Here is a 16,962-nt window from a genome sequence, read left to right as displayed (position 1 = left end):
AATATGACATGGAGTGACTCACGGCGGACCCCGATTGAAATGCTCGCCGAAGATTTTTCACGGCGATTGCAGGCGGGTGACCATCCGACGATTGACGAATACCTCGTCAATTACCCCAGTTATGCCGAGGGGATTCGCAGTCTGTTTCCGATCATTGCGATCCTCGAGGAAGCCAAGCCGCAGGACGATTCTCACCCGACGGTGGTCGTCGATGAACCGGCGCTTCCCGCGCAAACTGTGTTCGGTGACTTCGTGATTCAACGCGAGGTGGGCCGTGGTGGGATGGGGATCGTTTATGAAGCGATGCAAAGTTCACTCAACCGCCGCGTCGCCCTCAAGGTGCTGCCGGCTAATTATTTGCCCTCTCCCAAACACGTCTTGCGATTCAAGCGAGAAGCGCTCTCGTCGGCCAAATTGCACCATACCAACATCGCCCCAGTGTTTGGTGTGGGTGATAAAGATGGATCGCATTACTACGCGATGCAACTCATCGACGGTTATTCTTTGGACAGTATTATTGGCTGTCTGAAACGGCTGACCGAAGAAGAGGGCGAGGATGCTGCTGCTCTGGATGAGTACCTGGATTCGCGCCCCGATGCGACGCTCTCTTCGACCGGGATTGCGCAGCGGTTGGTCTCTTCGAAAGTCACCACGGAACAACCCCATCTCGAAGGGCGAAATCCGCCGGATCAGCATTCGTTGAATAGAACGTCTGCAAACGATCAAGGCGAGATGTCCGGCGGGGATACCTCGACGCGGTTTTGGAGGTTTTTTGTTCAGTCCACGGGGGTGCGGACGGAATCCTATTATTGGCGGAATATTGCCGGTATGGGGATTCAAGTCGGCGGCGCTTTGCAGCACGCGCACGATATGGCGATTTACCACCGGGATATTAAACCGTCGAATCTGATGATCGATTTTACCGGCAAGGTGTGGGTGACTGATTTTGGATTGGCGCGGGTGTTGGGCGACACGAATCTCACCGAATCGCATGATACCGTGGGGACGTTGCGTTATATGGCGCCGGAGCAATTTCGTGGCGAATTCGATGTGCGGACGGAAATCTACAACTTGGGTGTGACGTTGTACGAAATCGCCACATTGCAACCGGCGGTGACGGAACCCGAAGCACCCCGTTTGATTCAACAAGCAATGACCGAACCACCGATTCGGCCACGCTCCATCAACCGCGAAATCCCTCGTGATCTAGAAACGATCATCCTCAAATCAATCTCTGCCGATCCCGCCGACCGTTATCAATCGGCGTTGGAATTGACCGAGGACCTGCGGCGGTTCGCAGCCGGCGACGTGATTCATGCAGGCCGCAAACGCCCGCTGGCGGTGCTCTGGCGATGGTGCCAACGCAATTCGACAATTGCTCGGTTGGCCAGTGCCGTGCTCATCTTGTTGTTATCTGTGGCTGTGGTCGCCACGGTTGGTTACGTTAACAGATCCAATACAGTGGCGGATGCGGAAAAACAACACACTCGTGACCAACAGCGGATCAAAAACTTGGAAGACACGCTGAAACAACACGGCGTGCAGGTACCGCCGTGAGGGTGGTCGCTGGGCTTGAAGTGAAACTCTACGTTTCAGGCAACGGCGTCGGCACGGTTGGTATCGGCCAGGTCGCCTAGGCCGGTGAGTTTGCCGATGGCGACGATTCCCGAATCGGTGATCGTGAACCCTCGCGCGCGGTCAGCCTCGAGGTCGTAGCCGATTTCCATTCCTTCAGGGACGGAGATGCCCTTATCAATAATCGCTCGCCGGATTTTGGCGTGACGACCCACGTCTACGCCATCGAACAGAATCGAGTCTTCGACTTCCGCCCAACTATTCACGCGGACGTCGGTGGACAAGATGGAGCGTAGTACACGACCGCCGGAGATGATTGATCCGCTGCAAATGATACTGTCCCAAGCTTGTCCGACGCGGGGGTCATCGGCATCGGCCTGAGAGAAGACAAACTTCGGCGGCGGCATCAGCGGTTGGTAGGTCCGAATCGGCCACGATTTGTCATACAGATTCAAATCGGGGGCGACGGCGACGAGATCCATGTTGGCTTCGTAATAAGCATCAATGGTCCCCACGTCGCGCCAGTACAGGCTGTCACCCGTGTTCTTATCGTGGAACGGATAGGCACGCACGAGGTGCGTATCAATGATCGAAGGAATGATATTTTTGCCGAAGTCGTGAGCGCTGTCGCTGTGAGTCGCATCGCGGCAAAGTTCATCGAAGAGGAACTCCGCTTTGAAGACGTAAATTCCCATCGATGCCAGACAGCGATTGGGGTCGTCGGGGAGCGGTTGAGGGTTGGCCGGTTTTTCTTGGAAATTGACAATGCGGCGGCGGTCATCGACCTGCACCACGCCGAATTGCCGACCTTCTTCGATGCTGGCAGGAATGCAGGCGATGGTTACATCGGCGCCGGAAAGTTTATGTTCCCGAACGAGCTCGGAGTAATCCATCTTGTAGATGTGATCGCCGGAGAGGATCAGCACATCTTCGGGGCGGCTTTTTTCGATGGAGTAGATGTTTTGATAAACGGCGTCAGCGGTGCCCTGATACCATTGCTCATCAATGCGTTGCTGGGGAGGGAGGATGTCGATGAATTCATCGAGTTCGCGATTGAGGAATCGCCAGCCCAGGTTGATATGCCGATCGAGGCTGGCGGCCTTGTATTGCGTGAGGACGAGTATCTGTCGCAATCCGCTATTGAGGCAATTCGATAGCGTGAAATCGATGATGCGGTATTGTCCGCCAAAAGGAACCGCCGGCTTGGCTCGATCGCGCGTGAGTGGTTCGAGCCGGCTGCCTTTCCCACCCGCCAAGACCATGGCGAGAACATTTTTCATCCCTGTTTCCCCCATTCATCACGCAGCGGAGAACGCGTTTGCGTGGCGATCATTCCGCGGAGTACAACACTTGTGGCCCGTTACGATATCCGTATTATCAAAAGTCGATAGTGATGGGCAATGGTGATTCGCTGAAATGCCGCGTATGGCAATGTTTTCAGCGCATTGGATGTTGTGCGATATTTTGTGTTTGATTCAAAATTAGGAACAGTGTTTTATGAAACTTGCCGGCAAACAGGCGTTGGTGACGGGTGCGGGACGCGGGATCGGCAAAGGCTGCGCGCTCGAGTTGGCTCGCGCCGGCGCAGATGTGGTGATCAATGATCGCCCCGGGAGTCCTGATGTGCAGGCGACCGCACAAGAGATTCGCGACCTGGGACGACAGTGCACCGTGGTTGAGTCCGACATCTTTTCGCGCAGCGGCTGCGAAGAGTTAGTGGAGCGCGCCATTGCCGCTGCGGGGACGCTGGACATTCTGGTGAGTAACCCCGCTTACACCGTGCGTTGTGAATTCCTCGACTACGATCCGGAGGTGTTTGAAAAGGTCATTCAAGGGACGCTGGTGAGCGGATTTCACGTGGCGCAGTTAACGGCGCGGCAGATGGTCAAATCGAAGACGCCGGGACGGATCGTGTTCATTTCCAGCGTGCAAGCAGCGATGCCGTATCGGTTGAGTGTAGGATACAACGCGGCTAAAGCGGGGCTGAACCACATGGCGCGAACGATTGCCGTGGAACTGACCGAGCACAGCATCCGCGTCAACGTCATCGAACCGGGCTGGATCGACACTCCGGGAGAACACATCGCCTTTGACGAAGAAACGATCCGCGAGCAAGGTGCGAAGCTACCATTGAAGCGATTGGGAACCCCGTCCGACATCGGCAAAGCGGCAACGTTTTTATGTTCCGACGATGCGGACTACATTACCGGCGAGGTGTTGCGTGTGGATGGGGGGTTTTGGTTTAAGGACTGCTGAATTGGTAGGCGGTAGGCAGTAGGCGGTAGGCAGTAGCCGGTGGCCAGAATAGGGGCAGTCCTTGGCGCCTCGCTTTTGGAAGGGGTTATCCCTCCATTGTGCAGGCGAATTCTTTGAGGGCGGCGGCGGCTACGGGTTGGGGGCAGGACCAGACGAGGAAGAACATCGCTTCGCGGACGGCGCGCTCGGCGGGGTGGCCGGAGACGTAACCGGCTCCTTTGGTTGCGGTGAGGACTGCTTGTGTGCTGCGCAGTGCGAGTGAGTTTGCGCGGCGGCGGAGCGATTCGGCGGTGTGTTCGGCACCGGCCTCGCCACGTGTGGCAGCGTGCAGGTCCTCGGCCAACTGTGTGGCGGACAGGGCGAATTGCTCGTGGACTTCGGTGAGGTCGGGGCGCCGCGCAGCTTCGTTTGACAGAGAGGTGACAGCGGCGTTCGTCACACCCAGTGCCAAAGCAGAGGTGGTGAACGAACCGGCGCCGCCGGAGGTTTGTTTCATCACCTGTTCGACGGGTCCGGCGATCAACATGTCGCGAGGGACTTCGACATCGTTGAGCTTCACCGCGCCGGTTTGTGTGGCGGAGAGTGCCATCAAGCTGACGGGGTCTTGCGGCTGGACGCCGGGGTGATCGGTTTTGATCGCAGCCAAGACTTGTCGTCCGTCGTCCAGCGTGCCGCCGCTGACAATGTAGTCCGCCGCTCGGGCTCCGGTGACCCAAGGCATGAATCCCTCGAAGACGAAACCGGCAGCGGTTTCGCGGACCGAGACCACTGGTTTGGCGACATGTTGCCGGGAGGTGGTCAGGTGCGAGATGCCCACCGTCGCAAAGATGTCGGCGTGAACCAAGCCGGGCAAGAGCGTGTCCCGTACACATTCGTTGTCCGAGCCGGCGATGCGCTGAATGGCGCCGTTGCGCTGTGTGAGGACGAAGGTGGTCGTGAGGCAGGCTGCGGAGAGTTGCTCGTAGCCTGCGACCAATTCGGCGGCGGAGATTTCGGATCCGCCATAGGCGCGGGGGACCGTCCAGCCCAGGACGCCCGCCTCGTCCAGCCAGCGCAATTGCTGGCTGGGCCAGATTTGTTGTTGGTCGAGCTCGCCGGTGGTTTCGGCGAGCCGTTTGAGCAAAGGCTCGATCGGTTGTGTTGTGGGCGGGGAGTTGGATGCCATGCGAATACCGGAGTGTCGGCCTATCTCATACTACAGGAACAACTTGCGAAAGATGTGCGGCGGTCATCCCCTATTGTCGAGTGTCGGCTGGCGGAATTCAAGTGTGGGGATTTGGGGGCGAAAACGGCGGACGCTTGTGATCCGAGGTCTCGACAATTACACTCTTTGCATTCACGTTGCACAGGCAGGGAGGCGGTCTGCGCCGACCCGGCCGCGCTGATGGTGCACACTTGCCCGTTTGGGTGGGCAAAGCTTGCTTTTTACCCTCGTTTTTAACAGGAGAATTTCGTTCTATGCGACACGTTCTCTCGGCGTTGGTGATGAACCAACCCGGGGTCTTGGCCCACATTTCCGGTATGTTGGCGTCCCGCGCCTTTAATATCGACAGCCTGGCTGTTGGTGAAACTGAGAATCCCGAGTTTTCGCGGATTACCTTCGTGGTAGCCGGCGATGATCGGGTACTCGATCAAGCACGTAAACAACTGGAAAAAATTGTAACCGTGGTCAAGGTACTGGACGTATCGCAAGAAGAATACGTCGAACGCGACTTGATGTTGATCAAAGTCAAAACGGAAAACGGGACGCGGAGCGACGTTAAGGAATTGACCGAAATTTTCCGAGGAAGCATCGTCGGTGTCGGGCCGGAACATGTGATGATCGAGATTTCCGGCCAAGAGAAAAAACTGGTGGCGTTCGTCGAAGTGATGCGACCGTACGGCATCATCGAACTGGTCCGCACCGGACGGATTGCCCTGACCCGCGGAGCGGACAGTGCGGTTGGGGAATAAACGCCTGAGGTCTAAGTGTTGATGTCCTTGTTCCCAAACTCTGTTTAGGAACCCAATGGTCCGAAGCTCCGCTTCGGCGCATTGTTTTGGATGAATGACTTGAATATTGGACGTGCGAAGCAGAGCTTCGCGGACGAGCGTTCCCAAACAGAGTTTGGGAACTAGATACAACAATTCACAACAAACCACAGATTGTAATTTGCAGAAACTGAAAGAGCAGAATCATGGCCGCGAAGATTTATTACGATGACGATGCTGATTTGGCATTACTCAAAGACAAGACGATTGCGATTTTGGGCTACGGTAGCCAGGGGCATGCCCAGGCACAGAACCTGCGTGATAGCGGGTTGAATGTAATCATCGGACAGCGTAAGGGCTCGGCCAACTATGATTTGGCCGTCAAGCATGGCTTTGAGCCGGTCTCGATTGCCGAAGCGACCAAACAGGGCGATTTGGTGAACATCCTGCTGCCGGATGAAGTGCAAGGCGATTTGTATCGTACCGAAATCAAACCCAACCTCTCGCCGGGCAACTTGCTGCTTTGCTCGCACGGTTTCAACATTCACTTCGGCCAAGTTGTGCCCCCCGAAGGGGTGGACAGTGCTTTGGTGGCTCCCAAGGGTCCGGGCCACTTGGTGCGGTACGAATACGAAAAGGGCGGCGGTGTGCCGAGCTTGATCGCACTGGGCGATGGCGCGTCGGACAGCTCGCGGCAACTGGCTTTGGCCTATGCCAAAGGCATCGGCGGCGGCCGTGCGGGGATTATTGAAACGACGTTTGAAGAAGAGACCGAAACGGATCTGTTCGGCGAACAAGTCGTGCTGTGCGGCGGCGTGAGCGCGCTGGTTAGCGCGGGCTTCGAAACGTTGGTCGAAGCGGGTTATCAGCCGGAGATGGCGTACTTCGAATGCATGCACGAACTGAAATTGATCGTGGATTTGATGTACCAAGGCGGCCTGAGCTACATGCGGTACAGTATCTCCAACACTGCTGAGTTCGGCGACTACACCCGCGGACCGCGGATCGTCACCGAAGAGACCAAGCAGGAAATGAAGAAGATTCTCAAGGAGATCCAGGACGGCGAATTCGCCAAGGAATGGATCTTGGAGAACAAAGCCAACTGCGCCACGTTCTTGGCCAAACGACGTCGGGGTCAAACCTCGGAAGTCGAAACGGTCGGCAAGCAATTGCGGAGCATGATGAGCTGGATCGACGCGAAGTAATTTTGCGAGACGCATCGCGTGCATCGCACTGGCGGGCAAGCCGCCAGGGGCACCCCGATAGAGATTCAAAAACGACCGTTGCCTTGATTGGTGGCGGTCGTTTTTTTGCGCTGGGGTGTTCTGCCTCAGCGGAGGCGGAGGAGAATTTGAAACGGTCGGTGAATTTTCTTGCTCCCCAGAAAATCCGCCCGTAGGATGGGGCTTGAGAATTTCAATTTTAGAAATTCGCCATGAAATCACCACGAACTGAAGGGGCCGTGGACATGTCCGAAACCGCTCACCGTTATTATCGCCCGTCGAGTGCTGCTCCGATTTCGGGCATCATCACCATGTTTACCGTCGGCTCGCTCGCAGCAGCTGTGCTGGCGGTGATTTATGGATTGCTGGCGTACTTCAACCCGTTCGTCTATTTCACAATCATTGCCACAGCGATTTTTGGGGCCGGTGTCGGAATGGCCATTCAGTATGGCACACGGATTGGGCGGGTCAGGAATCGTAAAGTCGTTATCGGCGTCAGCTTTGTGATTGCGGCAGTCGCTGTGTATCTGTGTTGGGTGGCCTATATATCATTGGTCATCCAAATGAACGCCGATGCAGAAGACAAAGCTGCGATCGGCCTAGTCGTCACGAATCCGGTGGCTGTGACGGCCTTTATCCAGTTTTTTGCTGAAAACCCTCTGTGGGAAATGCGCGGTTCGAAGCCGTCCGCCTCAGGGCTATATACGATTTGGGCGCTCGAAGCGCTAATCATCGGAGGCATTGCGTTACTCACAGGCATGGGGGACTGCATTCCGTTTTGCGAAGCGTGCAATCGCTGGACAGAGCCGGAGGAATTGGCTGCAAAGGTCCCCTTGGAAAGCGCAGCCGATTTTTCACAAGCCTTGGAAGAAGAGCAGTATTCGAAGTTGCTGGGTTTGCGCAGCGGGACGGTCAATCCGCTGGACTGCGTACATTTGACGGCGTATGCCTGTCCCCTGTGTGAAGAGACCGACCACCTCACCGCAGTGCGTAAGACGATCACGACCAACGATAAAGGCGAGGAAGAGACAAAAGAGAGGACCGTCTTCGAGAACATGATTGTCCCCCACTCCGTGGTCCAAGGCTTGGCCACCTTGCCGGCAGAGACGCCTGCCGAAGAAGTGGTCTTATCGAGTGAGGAAACGTCACCTCCGAAGGCGGATGCCGACGTCGAGGAACCGCCGGTCGTTTGATGGTTTCGTTACGAATGTGAGTCTGGGGACACACAGAATTCCGTATCGTCTAATGCTCCTCAATATGTCCGCCCGCTAGGTGGCATCGATGAGTTTAGTTGTTGGAATTCCGCCGCGTGTTCACTGCGCCGTGAAAGGGTTGCGCTGATGCCTGAAGCCGCTGATCGTTATTACCGCCCGTCGAACACTGCTCCGATTTCGGGTATTTTCACGATGCTCACCGTTGGCGGTCTTGCGGCTGTGGTGATGGGCCCAATCTACGCACTAGTTAGTTTTTACGATCCGTTTGTCGTCTTTAGTCTTTTTGGGGCTTTGAGCATCGGTGCCCTGGGAGGATCGGCGGTTGACTATGGGGCGCGCGTGGGAAAGGTCCGCAATCGCGTTGTTGTCCATGGCGTGAGCATTGTTGTCGGATTGTTTTTGGTCTACGTCAGTTGGGTTGCCTATATCGGTCTGCTCACTGGTTCGATCATTCTTTCGCCGCAAATTATTTGGCAAGTGATTCAAATCATTGCCCAGCAGGGCGTCTGGGAATTCAACGGTGAAGAGCCGCTGGGTACGGAACTGTATGTGATTTGGGTTTGCGAAGCGGTAATGATTTGCGGGCTGGTCATTGTGTCAGGATACAGAAAAAGACCTCCCTATTGTGAAGCATGTGGGCGCTGGTCGGAAGCAATGGGATTGGAGGTACGGGTTTCGTCGGAATGTCGCGATGAACTCGTTCAGGTCCTTGAAACCGAGCGTTATTCGGCACTTATGGAGTTTCGAAGCGAGATTATCCACGACAGTGACTACATCCAACTGACACCGTATCAATGTCCTGGTTGTGACGAATCCTGTTTCCTGTCTGGCTGGCGAGTTATTACTGAGATTAATAAGCAAGGCGCGTGGGAAACGAGAACGCTGGACTTATTCAAGGACATGATCGTCCCCCGTGAAATCATCGATGGATTAACGGCCTTGCCGCAAGAGGTCCCTGAAGACGACGTGGGGGATCCAAACGAGGACGATTATGCTTCCGCAGAGTCGGAGGCTGTCGACGATTGAATCAGGCGGTTGAGCGCCGCTGAGAGCGTCTCTTCGCCGCGATTGATTTTGCAGCCGATTTCCAAAGCCCACAAAGGAACGCCGTCTAAGTCGGTCATGTCCAATTTGACGAGGTCTTTTTGCGTGACGAGCGCGGCTGATGCGTTCGCGTCTGCAGCCCAACGTTTGAGTTGTGTGACGTCGTCGTTGCCGTAGGGGTGATGGTCGGGGAATTCGCGAAACGCGGCGATTGTCAGGCCGAGGGTTTCGATGGCTGCTTGAAAGGCGGTGGGGTTGCCGATCCCACAGAAGACTGCCAATGGCAGACCGTGCAGCGAATTGATTTCGGCCGTTTGACCGGCAGCGTTGATTAGCCGCATGGGAGGGAACGAGACTTCGACCGGTTCAACAGGAGTGTATTGGCTGATTTGTTGGCGTATGGCGGCCAGGCGGTCTTCGTCGACTTGATCGACGCGGGTGATGACGACGACATCGGCGCGGCGTAAACCGGTGCGTGGTTCTCGCAGCAATCCGCGCGGCAAGAGATATCCGTAGCCCCAGGGATTGACGGCGTCGATTAAGACGATGTCCAGATCACGGTGTAGGCGACGGTGTTGGAATCCGTCGTCCAGGATGAGCAGTTCCGCATTGAACTGTGTGACGGCTGTCTGTGCGGAGGCGACGCGGTTGGGATTTTGGAGGTGAGGGACGTCGGGGCAGAGTTGCTCGAGCACGCGGGCTTCGTCGTTGACTTGCCCTGATTCGGCGCGGTAACCGCGGCTGAGGAAACAAACCTGCCGGTCGTGATCGCGAAACCAATGGGCCAGGAAAGCGGCAAAGGGAGTCTTGCCGGTGCCGCCCGTGGTGAGGTTGCCAATGCTGACCACTGGCACTGGGGCGCGATGAATCGTGTGCAGACCGAAATGGAAGCCCGCGTTGCGAAGTCTGACGCCGCAACTGTAGAACGGTGAGAGCAGTCGCAGTCCGCCGCGCGCCAGGGTTGGCCCAAGGCCTGGCGTTTTTCCGGAGATCAGATCGCGAAAGTTTTTTTCATTCACGTCGGGACAATGGCCCGGAAGGAATCACCGCGTGGCCGGGGAGAACACTGCTGGACAAGCCAGCAGTGGCACCCGGTACGTGGTTGATGTTTTTTAAAGTATCACCGATCAGCGGCACTAGCGGACAAGCCGCCAGTGGCACCCCGATGCCGAGGTTTCAAAGCGACAGGCAGGAGCCTGCCCTACTCTTCTCTACTTAATAAGTCGTTTCAAAACCCTCTGACGCGAATCGCTGATACTGATCTGCAAGTTGTCGGAACAAGCGCAACCGGGTTTTGAAACTGATTCTGGCCACCGGCCACTGACCACCGGCCACTCTTTTTCTGCCGACGACTACATGCGGCGGCAGATGGCTTCGGCCATTTCTTGGGTGCCGACAGCTGAGGGATCGTTGCGGTCGGGTTTCATGTCGTAGGTCACGTCTTTGCCTTCGGCGATCACTTCGGCGACAGCGTTGTCCAACTTGGCGGCGGCTTCGTGCTCGCCGAGGTGGTTCAACATCATTTTGCCGGAGAGGATCAAGGCAACCGGGTTGACCTTGTTTTGGCCTTTGTACTTGGGAGCACTGCCGTGCGTGGCTTCGAACATGGCGGCTTCGGTGCCGATGTTGGCTCCCGGGGCGACACCCAGTCCGCCGACGAGTCCGGCGCACAGGTCGCTGAGGATATCGCCGTACAGGTTTTCGGTGACGATCACGTCATACAGTTCCGGTTTTTGCACCAACTGCATGCACATATTGTCGATCAGGCGCTCGTTGTATTCGATTTCGCCGTTGGTATCGCTGACATTGCCGACAAGAGCGGGGTCGGGCTGGACACCTTCGGCCAAATCGGGCCATTCGAATTTTGCGCCATAGGCCAACGCCACTGCGCGGGTTTCGTCGTACCACAGCCCATCGGTGAATTTCATGATGTTAGCTTTGCAGACCGACGAGACGATCTTGCGTTTGTTGTCGACGGCGTATTGGAAGGCGTAGTCGGCGATCCGTCGCGTGCCTTCGATGGAGATCGGCTTGATGCTCACACCAGTGGTGTCGCTGCCGGTATCGATTGTTCGTCCGGTGGCGACTTCGTTGATCTTGGCGATCAATTGCGCGGTCCGTTCCTCACCAGCTTGGAATTCGACGCCCGCGTAGAGGTCTTCGGTGTTTTCACGGACGAGCACTAAGTCGACGTTGGAATCTTCGAAGTAGGTTCGCACACCCTTGTAGGTTTTGCAGGGGCGAACACAGGCGTACAGGCCGAGTTCTTGTCGCAGGAAGACGTTGACGCTGCGAAAGCCTTTGCCGATGGGGGTCGTGATCGGGGCTTTGAGAGCGATTTTGTTAGCCCGGATCGATTCCATCACGCGGTCGGGGACTTTGCCCTCGGCTTCGATGACTTCAATCCCGCACTCCTGGAAATCCCAGTCAATTTTCACGCCGGTGGCATCGACGCATTTTCGCGTGGCTTCGGCAATTTCAGGACCTACCCCGTCTCCGGGAATCAACGTCACCTTGTACATAAAAAACCTGCCTGTGCGGTCCGATGGAACCTGAAATTGAGTAAGAACTTGCGCCGATTCCGCGCGGGGAGTCAGCGCTTTACATGCGATTAGAAACGGTAGCAGAACGCAAGTCCGTTTTCAACTAAGCGTTTCCCGGGAATTCACGACCGAATTTCCGGTCAGCGATCGGCTATTTGAGCAATGCTTGCAGGCAATTTCCGAGCTGATCGTGTTCAAAAGTAAACGCGGCATCGCGGAGTTTGTCGGGAATCACGCGGGCACTGGCCAGCAATAACCCGTCGGCCATTTCCCCGAAAGCCAACCGGGCGGCGAAGGCGGGCATGGGTAGCACGGTCGGCCGTGAAAGGACAGCACCGAGTGTCTTGGTGAACTTCAAGTTGGTGACCGGATTGGGCGTCACGATATTGACCGGTCCCTCTAAGCTGGGGACATCGATGATAAACTCCATCGCCCGGACCACATCGTGCAAGGAGACCCAACTGTAGTATTGTTCGCCGGTGCCGACTTTGCCGCCGACGCCCATTTTGAATGGCGTGAGCATTTTGGCCAGCGGGCCGCCATCGGGGCTGAGGATCATACCAAAGCGGAGGTTGACGACACGGATTCCTTTGTCGCGTGCAGGTTGGCAGGCGGCCTCCCAGTCCTGGCAGACCTCAGGTAAATACCCAGTCCCGGGAGTACTCCCTTCGTCCAAGGTTTCATTCCCGCGGTCACCGTAGAAGCCAATCGCTGAGGCGCACAGGAATGTCTTAGGAGGATGCTCAAGCTTTGCAGCGGTTTCGGCGAGCAATCGCGTACTCTCGAGGCGGCTGTCGCGGATGCGTTCCTTTTTCTCGGGGGTCCAACGTCCGTCGGCGATATTGTCGCCTCCCAGGTGAATCATCACGTCGACGCCCTGAAGCGCGACGGGATCTAATTTGCCGGCGGCTGGGTCCCAGAAATGATCATTTTCAGAAACCGAAATGCGGCGGCGGACGAGTCGAGAGACGTCGTGTCCAGCGTCCAGAAATGCCTGAACAACCGCCCCTCCCACAAGTCCGCTCGCTCCGGATACCAAGACTTTCATTGGACTAACGTCTCCTGTACGTGCCGACGGGAAGCGCTGAGATCGTGCGATGAATGATATGAACCGAGAAAGGGCGGCAAAGATTAACCGCTGGGTCCCATCATGATGTCTAGAATGCTAGACAACAAGGCAAAACCGACCACTTAGTCAAGATTCGCGCCGCTGACATATTGAATCATGCCGGCAACAAACAATGCTAATCCAATGGCAAGGATGCTAAACACGACAATTGCGCCGCGGCTAACCAACGCCAACAAGCCTGCCCCGGCCAATAAACCGGCACCAGCAAGAATGCGGTACCCGCCGGTGCGACGATTTGCGCGGCGGACATTACGGCGCGCGGAGGTGATGATGTCGTCGGCGACGATTTCACTGAAGCCTTTGTCGACGAGTCGTTGATGCACGCAAAGCACGGATGTGCCGCCGGAGATTTCGAGTTCAGCCTGATTGGTTTCGTAATCGGCGGTGGATGCCAACGGTGGTTGGTAGTCGCCGCACGCGGGGCAAGATCTGGCTGTGGGGGTAAACTGTGTTTCGCAATGAGGACAAGTTACCAACATGGGAGCATCCGGGGCGTGAGACCATCGAGGTAAAAACAGCGGTTATTGCGGGTGTGTTAGTCTTTTCCCCAACGGTCGGCAGCGGCGAATACACGTGCGATGGGAAGCTCAAAGCCGGGCAGAATGTCGCTGCGATAGGTTTTCGCTTCCGGCACAATTTGTTCGGCGACGCCCTGCTCGGTTTGGCGATAGACAGTCAATGTGCGGCGGAAGCGGTCGAAGATCCAATACTCCTGGACGCCAAGCGCGAGGTATTCGTCCCGCTTATCAATATAGTCCCGCAACCAGTTGCGCCGTCCGTGGGAAATGAATTCCACGACGATTGTGGGCACATCAGTCCGTGGATCGGGTACCCGTCCTAAGCCAGCCCAGATAACGCGATCGGCAATTCGACGACCTGCCGATGTATGAACGTATTCTTCGGAAAGCGTCGCATCAAGATTGCCACCCTGGGGATGATTGTAGCGGTAGGCTCTCAGCAGATACTCCAGTTCGCCGTTAGGATCACGTTCCTGTTCAGATGGGATTGGATTCACAATGAGCACTCCATGAATCAGTTCGTATTGGTACAAATCGTCTGATTCCGCGACGACGTCGAATTCTTCGACGGTCATGGCGATCCCATTCAACTCTGGACCGAGACGACGTGTTTCCTGGTTCTCAGCAATACTCATGCGTGCTGCTTCCCATTAATAATTCGGGTGGACTGCTGGCCTTATTGTACGCGCTATTCGGGCCGCTTCGAAGACTTTTTCCCCGATATTGTGGCTCAGATCGTGTCAACGGGGATTGGCTCCGATTGTCTCGGCGGCGGGGGGGGCCTATGATGCACCGTGATTGAGGGACCAAGCGGGGCGAGTTTTCCACGTCGTTAAAGGCAGATGCAAGTGATTTCGGTCAGGGATTTCCACAAGACCTACGAAAAAACGGTGGCGGTACGTGGACTGTCGTTCGACGTTGAGCCGGGGCACATACTGGGATTGGTCGGTCCCAACGGTGCGGGGAAGACCACCACGATGCGGGCGATTGCCGGAATCTTGCCGCCGACGCACGGCAGGCTGTTGATTGCCGGGAATGACGTTGTGGAAACCCCCGTTGCTGCCAAACGGGAGCTTGCGTATGTCCCGGACGATCCGCACTTATTCGATGCATTGTCGGTTTGGGAGCATTTGGAGTTCATTGCTTCGGCCTATGAGGTTGCTGATTTGGAAACCGCGGGAGCAGCACTGCTGGAGCAATTCGAGCTGACCGAAAAACGAGACGCGTTCGCGCACGGGCTGTCGCGGGGCATGCGGCAAAAACTGGCCATTGCCTGCGCCTATCTGCACAATCCGCGGGCGATCCTGCTTGACGAGCCGTTGACTGGTTTAGATCCGCGGGGCATCCGCATCATGCGGGAGTCGATCAAGCAGCGCGCCGCAGCGGGGGCGGCAATACTAGTGAGTTCGCACTTGATGTCGTTGGTGGAAGGCTTGTGCACGCACGTGTTGATTCTCAGTTCGGGCAACCAGTTGTTTTTCGGAACCATCGCTGAAGCGCGTTCGGCTTACGAAGAGTTGGGTGGTGAAGCGTCGCTTGAGGACGTGTTCTTTCATGCAACCGAAGGCACACGAACGCAGACGGAGGCTTGAGGGGCGAGGCTTGAGGTTTGTCGATGAGTTGTATCACGATTGGATTGTCGGTGGAGTTTTCAATGGCTATTCATATCCCAGGTGGCGTTCCATGCCTGTCGACTTTGTTGAGCCAGCCCTGTAGCCTGTAACCTCAAGCCTGTCGCCTAAAAAGGTCCCCCCCTCATGCATCCGGCGTTATGGAAATTGCTGCGGTTGCGGTATCGCGCGAATTTGCGGCGGACGTTGAGCGGCCTGAAGTCGGTTCGCGGAGCGATTACGTTTTGTTGCGGCGCGATGATGTTGGTCCTGATGCTGGGGTCCAACGTGTTTGTGCTGTTGAGTACGCCGCACGAGCCGCAAACCGAGTTACTACGGACCATGGTGCCGGTGTTTCTGTTGGGCTTTACGCTGTTGAGTTTGAACTCCAGCGCGAAATTGCAGGCGATTCATTTTTGGCCGGCGGAGGTGGACTTTTTGTTTGCCGGGCCGTTCGCCCGTCGCGAGTTGTTGTATTACAAGATCGCCGGCAACGTGGTGGGGGCGGTTTTTCTATCGCTCCTCTTTTCAACATGGACAACTCGCTACGCCGTGTCGTGGTGGTTTGTGATAGCGGGGTTGTTCTTGGCCATCTGTTTTGTGCAGTTGTTGCAGATCGCCTTTGTGTTGGTGGTACAAACGCTGTCTGAGCACGGTGTGTCATTGTCGCGGAAATTGATTCTGTTGGCAGTGGGAGTCGTGCTGGCCATTGCCGTGTGGAATGGCTTAGAGGCGCGGCAAGGGGATCGACCGCAGGATTATGTCAACGCCGTCCGGCAGACAACGGCGGGCGTCGTGTTATTGGCGCCCTTTGATATCTATGGTCGCGTGATGGCCGCGGAGCATGTGTTTCCAGATTTCGTCCTGTGGGCCAGTGCCGCGGCGGCGATCAATGCCGCGTTGGTGCTGCTTATCGTGCAATTGGACGCGAATTATTTGGAGTCCTCGGTCGCTGGCAGTCAAGCGGTGTACCAACGGATGCAGCGGATGCGGAGCGGGAACTTTAAGTTCACCGCCAGCGAGGGATCCGTCCGTCGCCGGCTTCCCCAATTCCCGCGTTTGGGTGGAGTGGGGACCATTGCGCGGCGTCAATTTACCAAAGCTTTACGCAGCTCGATGTGGGTTCCGCTGATCATGATTTTCGCGGGTGGCGGGGTCGTGCTGTTTTTGGTGCACAAGATGGAAGGCGAAAACCTGGTGGGGGTGCTGGTAGGGGCTTCGGTGTATTGCACCTTTATTTTTTCGTCGCTGTTCCCGTTTGATTTTCGCGGCGATTTGGAACAGATGGAATTGCTCAAGCAGTTGCCGCTGCGGCCGATTGCTATCGCCGCCGGAGAGTTGGCGGCGCCGATCATTTTGGTCACGCTGTTGCAGTTGGTGTTGTTCGTGGTAGTGGCGGTCATCACGGGCAATGTGCTTGTCGCCGGATTGGCAGGCGTATTCGTCGTGCCGCTGAATGTGTTGTTGTACGGCGTGGAGAACGTGACGTTTTTGATCTATCCGGTCCGGATTGCCGCTAGTACGCCGGGAGACTTTCAACACTTCGGCCGGCAAATGATGATGATGATGGCCAAGATGCTGTTCCTGGCTGTGATCGTCGGTTTCGCAACGGCCGGCGGAGTCGCGGCGTATGTGCTGTTAGGAAAATCAACGGCGGCCGGATTGATCGTCGCCTGGTGCCTGCTGATGCTCGGCGTGGCCGGTATTTTGCCGCTGGTGGCGTGGGCATTTCAGCGGTTCGATGTCTCGCGATCGTTGGCGAGTTGAGCGGGGGTTGTTGTGATGCGTTCCCCAGGACCTCCGGTGTCCCATCATGCGAGACTCGCTTGACGGTGAAGCCGCAAGTGCTGTGCGGAAACCCTCACCCCGGCCCTCTCCC

General features: G+C 56.4%; 15 protein-coding genes. 8 read left to right on the top strand and 7 right to left on the bottom strand.

From position 1 onward, the window contains the following. Positions 1-3 precede the first annotated feature (3 nt). A complete protein-coding gene (locus tag Mal52_RS26650; RefSeq protein WP_145379741.1) occupies positions 4-1,557 on the top strand; it encodes a serine/threonine protein kinase in 1,554 nt (517 codons plus the stop codon). 35 nt (positions 1,558-1,592) lie between these two features. Here the strand turns inward: Mal52_RS26650 and glgC are convergent, their stop codons facing one another. Then, complete coding sequence (glgC, locus tag Mal52_RS26645) at positions 1,593-2,855, bottom strand: glucose-1-phosphate adenylyltransferase (RefSeq protein ID WP_145379739.1); 1,263 nt, start codon at positions 2,853-2,855, stop codon at positions 1,593-1,595. A gap of 217 nt (positions 2,856-3,072) precedes the next feature. On the opposite strand from glgC, the gene Mal52_RS26640 reads away from it, so the two are divergent. Beyond that, positions 3,073-3,831: an SDR family NAD(P)-dependent oxidoreductase gene (locus Mal52_RS26640; RefSeq protein ID WP_145379737.1), complete on the top strand. Its 759-nt coding sequence runs from the start codon at positions 3,073-3,075 to the stop codon at positions 3,829-3,831. Between the two features lie 85 nt (positions 3,832-3,916). Here the strand turns inward: Mal52_RS26640 and Mal52_RS26635 are convergent, their stop codons facing one another. Beyond that, on the bottom strand, positions 3,917-4,996 hold the full coding sequence (locus Mal52_RS26635; protein WP_145379736.1) for an acyl-CoA dehydrogenase family protein: 1,080 nt from the start codon (positions 4,994-4,996) through the stop codon (positions 3,917-3,919). 293 nt (positions 4,997-5,289) lie between these two features. On the opposite strand from Mal52_RS26635, the gene ilvN reads away from it, so the two are divergent. The 4 genes from ilvN (at position 5,290) to Mal52_RS26615 (ending at position 9,265) form a co-directional block, all read left to right on the top strand. Further along, complete coding sequence (ilvN, locus tag Mal52_RS26630) at positions 5,290-5,784, top strand: acetolactate synthase small subunit (RefSeq protein ID WP_145379734.1); 495 nt, start codon at positions 5,290-5,292, stop codon at positions 5,782-5,784. 224 nt (positions 5,785-6,008) lie between these two features. Beyond that, entirely contained in the window at positions 6,009-7,007 is a 999-nt protein-coding gene (gene ilvC / locus Mal52_RS26625) for a ketol-acid reductoisomerase (RefSeq protein WP_145379732.1), read from the top strand. Positions 7,008-7,237: 230 nt separating this feature from the next. Next, positions 7,238-8,218, top strand: coding sequence for a hypothetical protein (locus tag Mal52_RS26620; protein ID WP_145379730.1), 981 nt, complete (start codon positions 7,238-7,240; stop codon positions 8,216-8,218). 147 nt (positions 8,219-8,365) lie between these two features. Next, a complete protein-coding gene (locus Mal52_RS26615) occupies positions 8,366-9,265 on the top strand; it encodes a hypothetical protein (RefSeq protein ID WP_145379728.1) in 900 nt (299 codons plus the stop codon). On the opposite strand, the gene lpxK is transcribed toward Mal52_RS26615, so the two are convergent. The 5 genes from lpxK to Mal52_RS26590 all read right to left on the bottom strand — a co-directional run bounded on the left by lpxK (position 9,229) and on the right by Mal52_RS26590 (position 14,108). Then, complete coding sequence (gene lpxK / locus Mal52_RS26610) at positions 9,229-10,302, bottom strand: tetraacyldisaccharide 4'-kinase (protein ID WP_197534483.1); 1,074 nt, start codon at positions 10,300-10,302, stop codon at positions 9,229-9,231. The two genes, Mal52_RS26615 and lpxK, sit on opposite strands and share 37 nt — an antisense overlap. Before the next feature lie 333 nt (positions 10,303-10,635). Then, complete coding sequence (locus Mal52_RS26605) at positions 10,636-11,805, bottom strand: isocitrate/isopropylmalate dehydrogenase family protein (RefSeq protein WP_145379726.1); 1,170 nt, start codon at positions 11,803-11,805, stop codon at positions 10,636-10,638. 172 nt (positions 11,806-11,977) lie between these two features. After that, entirely contained in the window at positions 11,978-12,874 is an 897-nt protein-coding gene (locus Mal52_RS26600; protein ID WP_145379724.1) for a TIGR01777 family oxidoreductase, read from the bottom strand. 143 nt (positions 12,875-13,017) lie between these two features. Continuing rightward, entirely contained in the window at positions 13,018-13,434 is a 417-nt protein-coding gene (locus Mal52_RS26595; RefSeq protein ID WP_145379722.1) for a hypothetical protein, read from the bottom strand. Between the two features lie 56 nt (positions 13,435-13,490). Further along, on the bottom strand, positions 13,491-14,108 hold the full coding sequence (locus Mal52_RS26590; RefSeq protein WP_145379720.1) for a Uma2 family endonuclease: 618 nt from the start codon (positions 14,106-14,108) through the stop codon (positions 13,491-13,493). A 213-nt stretch (positions 14,109-14,321) separates the two neighbouring features. On the opposite strand from Mal52_RS26590, the gene Mal52_RS26585 reads away from it, so the two are divergent. Continuing rightward, positions 14,322-15,065 carry an ABC transporter ATP-binding protein gene (locus tag Mal52_RS26585; protein ID WP_197533495.1) on the top strand — a complete coding sequence of 248 codons (744 nt, stop codon included), beginning with the start codon at positions 14,322-14,324 and terminating at the stop codon, positions 15,063-15,065. Between the two features lie 165 nt (positions 15,066-15,230). After that, the gene (locus tag Mal52_RS26580; RefSeq protein ID WP_145379716.1) at positions 15,231-16,850 is read left to right on the top strand and encodes a putative ABC exporter domain-containing protein; all 1,620 of its coding nucleotides are present in this window, start codon (positions 15,231-15,233) and stop codon (positions 16,848-16,850) included. Positions 16,851-16,962: the final 112 nt, after the last annotated feature.

It is taken from the genome of Symmachiella dynata, from assembly GCF_007747995.1.
GTDB classification, from domain to species: Bacteria; Planctomycetota; Planctomycetia; order Planctomycetales; family Planctomycetaceae; genus Symmachiella; species Symmachiella dynata.
This window is presented reverse-complemented; position numbering and strand designations above follow the sequence as displayed.

Coding starts and splice junctions, on each gene's coding strand:
- Mal52_RS26650 (WP_145379741.1), top strand. CDS start 4: ATGACATGGAGTGACTCACGGCGGACCCCGATTGAAATGCTCGCCGAA.
- glgC (WP_145379739.1), bottom strand. CDS start 2,855: ATGAAAAATGTTCTCGCCATGGTCTTGGCGGGTGGGAAAGGCAGCCGG.
- Mal52_RS26640 (WP_145379737.1), top strand. CDS start 3,073: ATGAAACTTGCCGGCAAACAGGCGTTGGTGACGGGTGCGGGACGCGGG.
- Mal52_RS26635 (WP_145379736.1), bottom strand. CDS start 4,996: ATGGCATCCAACTCCCCGCCCACAACACAACCGATCGAGCCTTTGCTC.
- ilvN (WP_145379734.1), top strand. CDS start 5,290: ATGCGACACGTTCTCTCGGCGTTGGTGATGAACCAACCCGGGGTCTTG.
- ilvC (WP_145379732.1), top strand. CDS start 6,009: ATGGCCGCGAAGATTTATTACGATGACGATGCTGATTTGGCATTACTC.
- Mal52_RS26620 (WP_145379730.1), top strand. CDS start 7,238: ATGAAATCACCACGAACTGAAGGGGCCGTGGACATGTCCGAAACCGCT.
- Mal52_RS26615 (WP_145379728.1), top strand. CDS start 8,366: ATGCCTGAAGCCGCTGATCGTTATTACCGCCCGTCGAACACTGCTCCG.
- Mal52_RS26605 (WP_145379726.1), bottom strand. CDS start 11,805: ATGTACAAGGTGACGTTGATTCCCGGAGACGGGGTAGGTCCTGAAATT.
- Mal52_RS26600 (WP_145379724.1), bottom strand. CDS start 12,874: ATGAAAGTCTTGGTATCCGGAGCGAGCGGACTTGTGGGAGGGGCGGTT.
- Mal52_RS26595 (WP_145379722.1), bottom strand. CDS start 13,434: ATGTTGGTAACTTGTCCTCATTGCGAAACACAGTTTACCCCCACAGCC.
- Mal52_RS26590 (WP_145379720.1), bottom strand. CDS start 14,108: ATGAGTATTGCTGAGAACCAGGAAACACGTCGTCTCGGTCCAGAGTTG.
- Mal52_RS26580 (WP_145379716.1), top strand. CDS start 15,231: ATGCATCCGGCGTTATGGAAATTGCTGCGGTTGCGGTATCGCGCGAAT.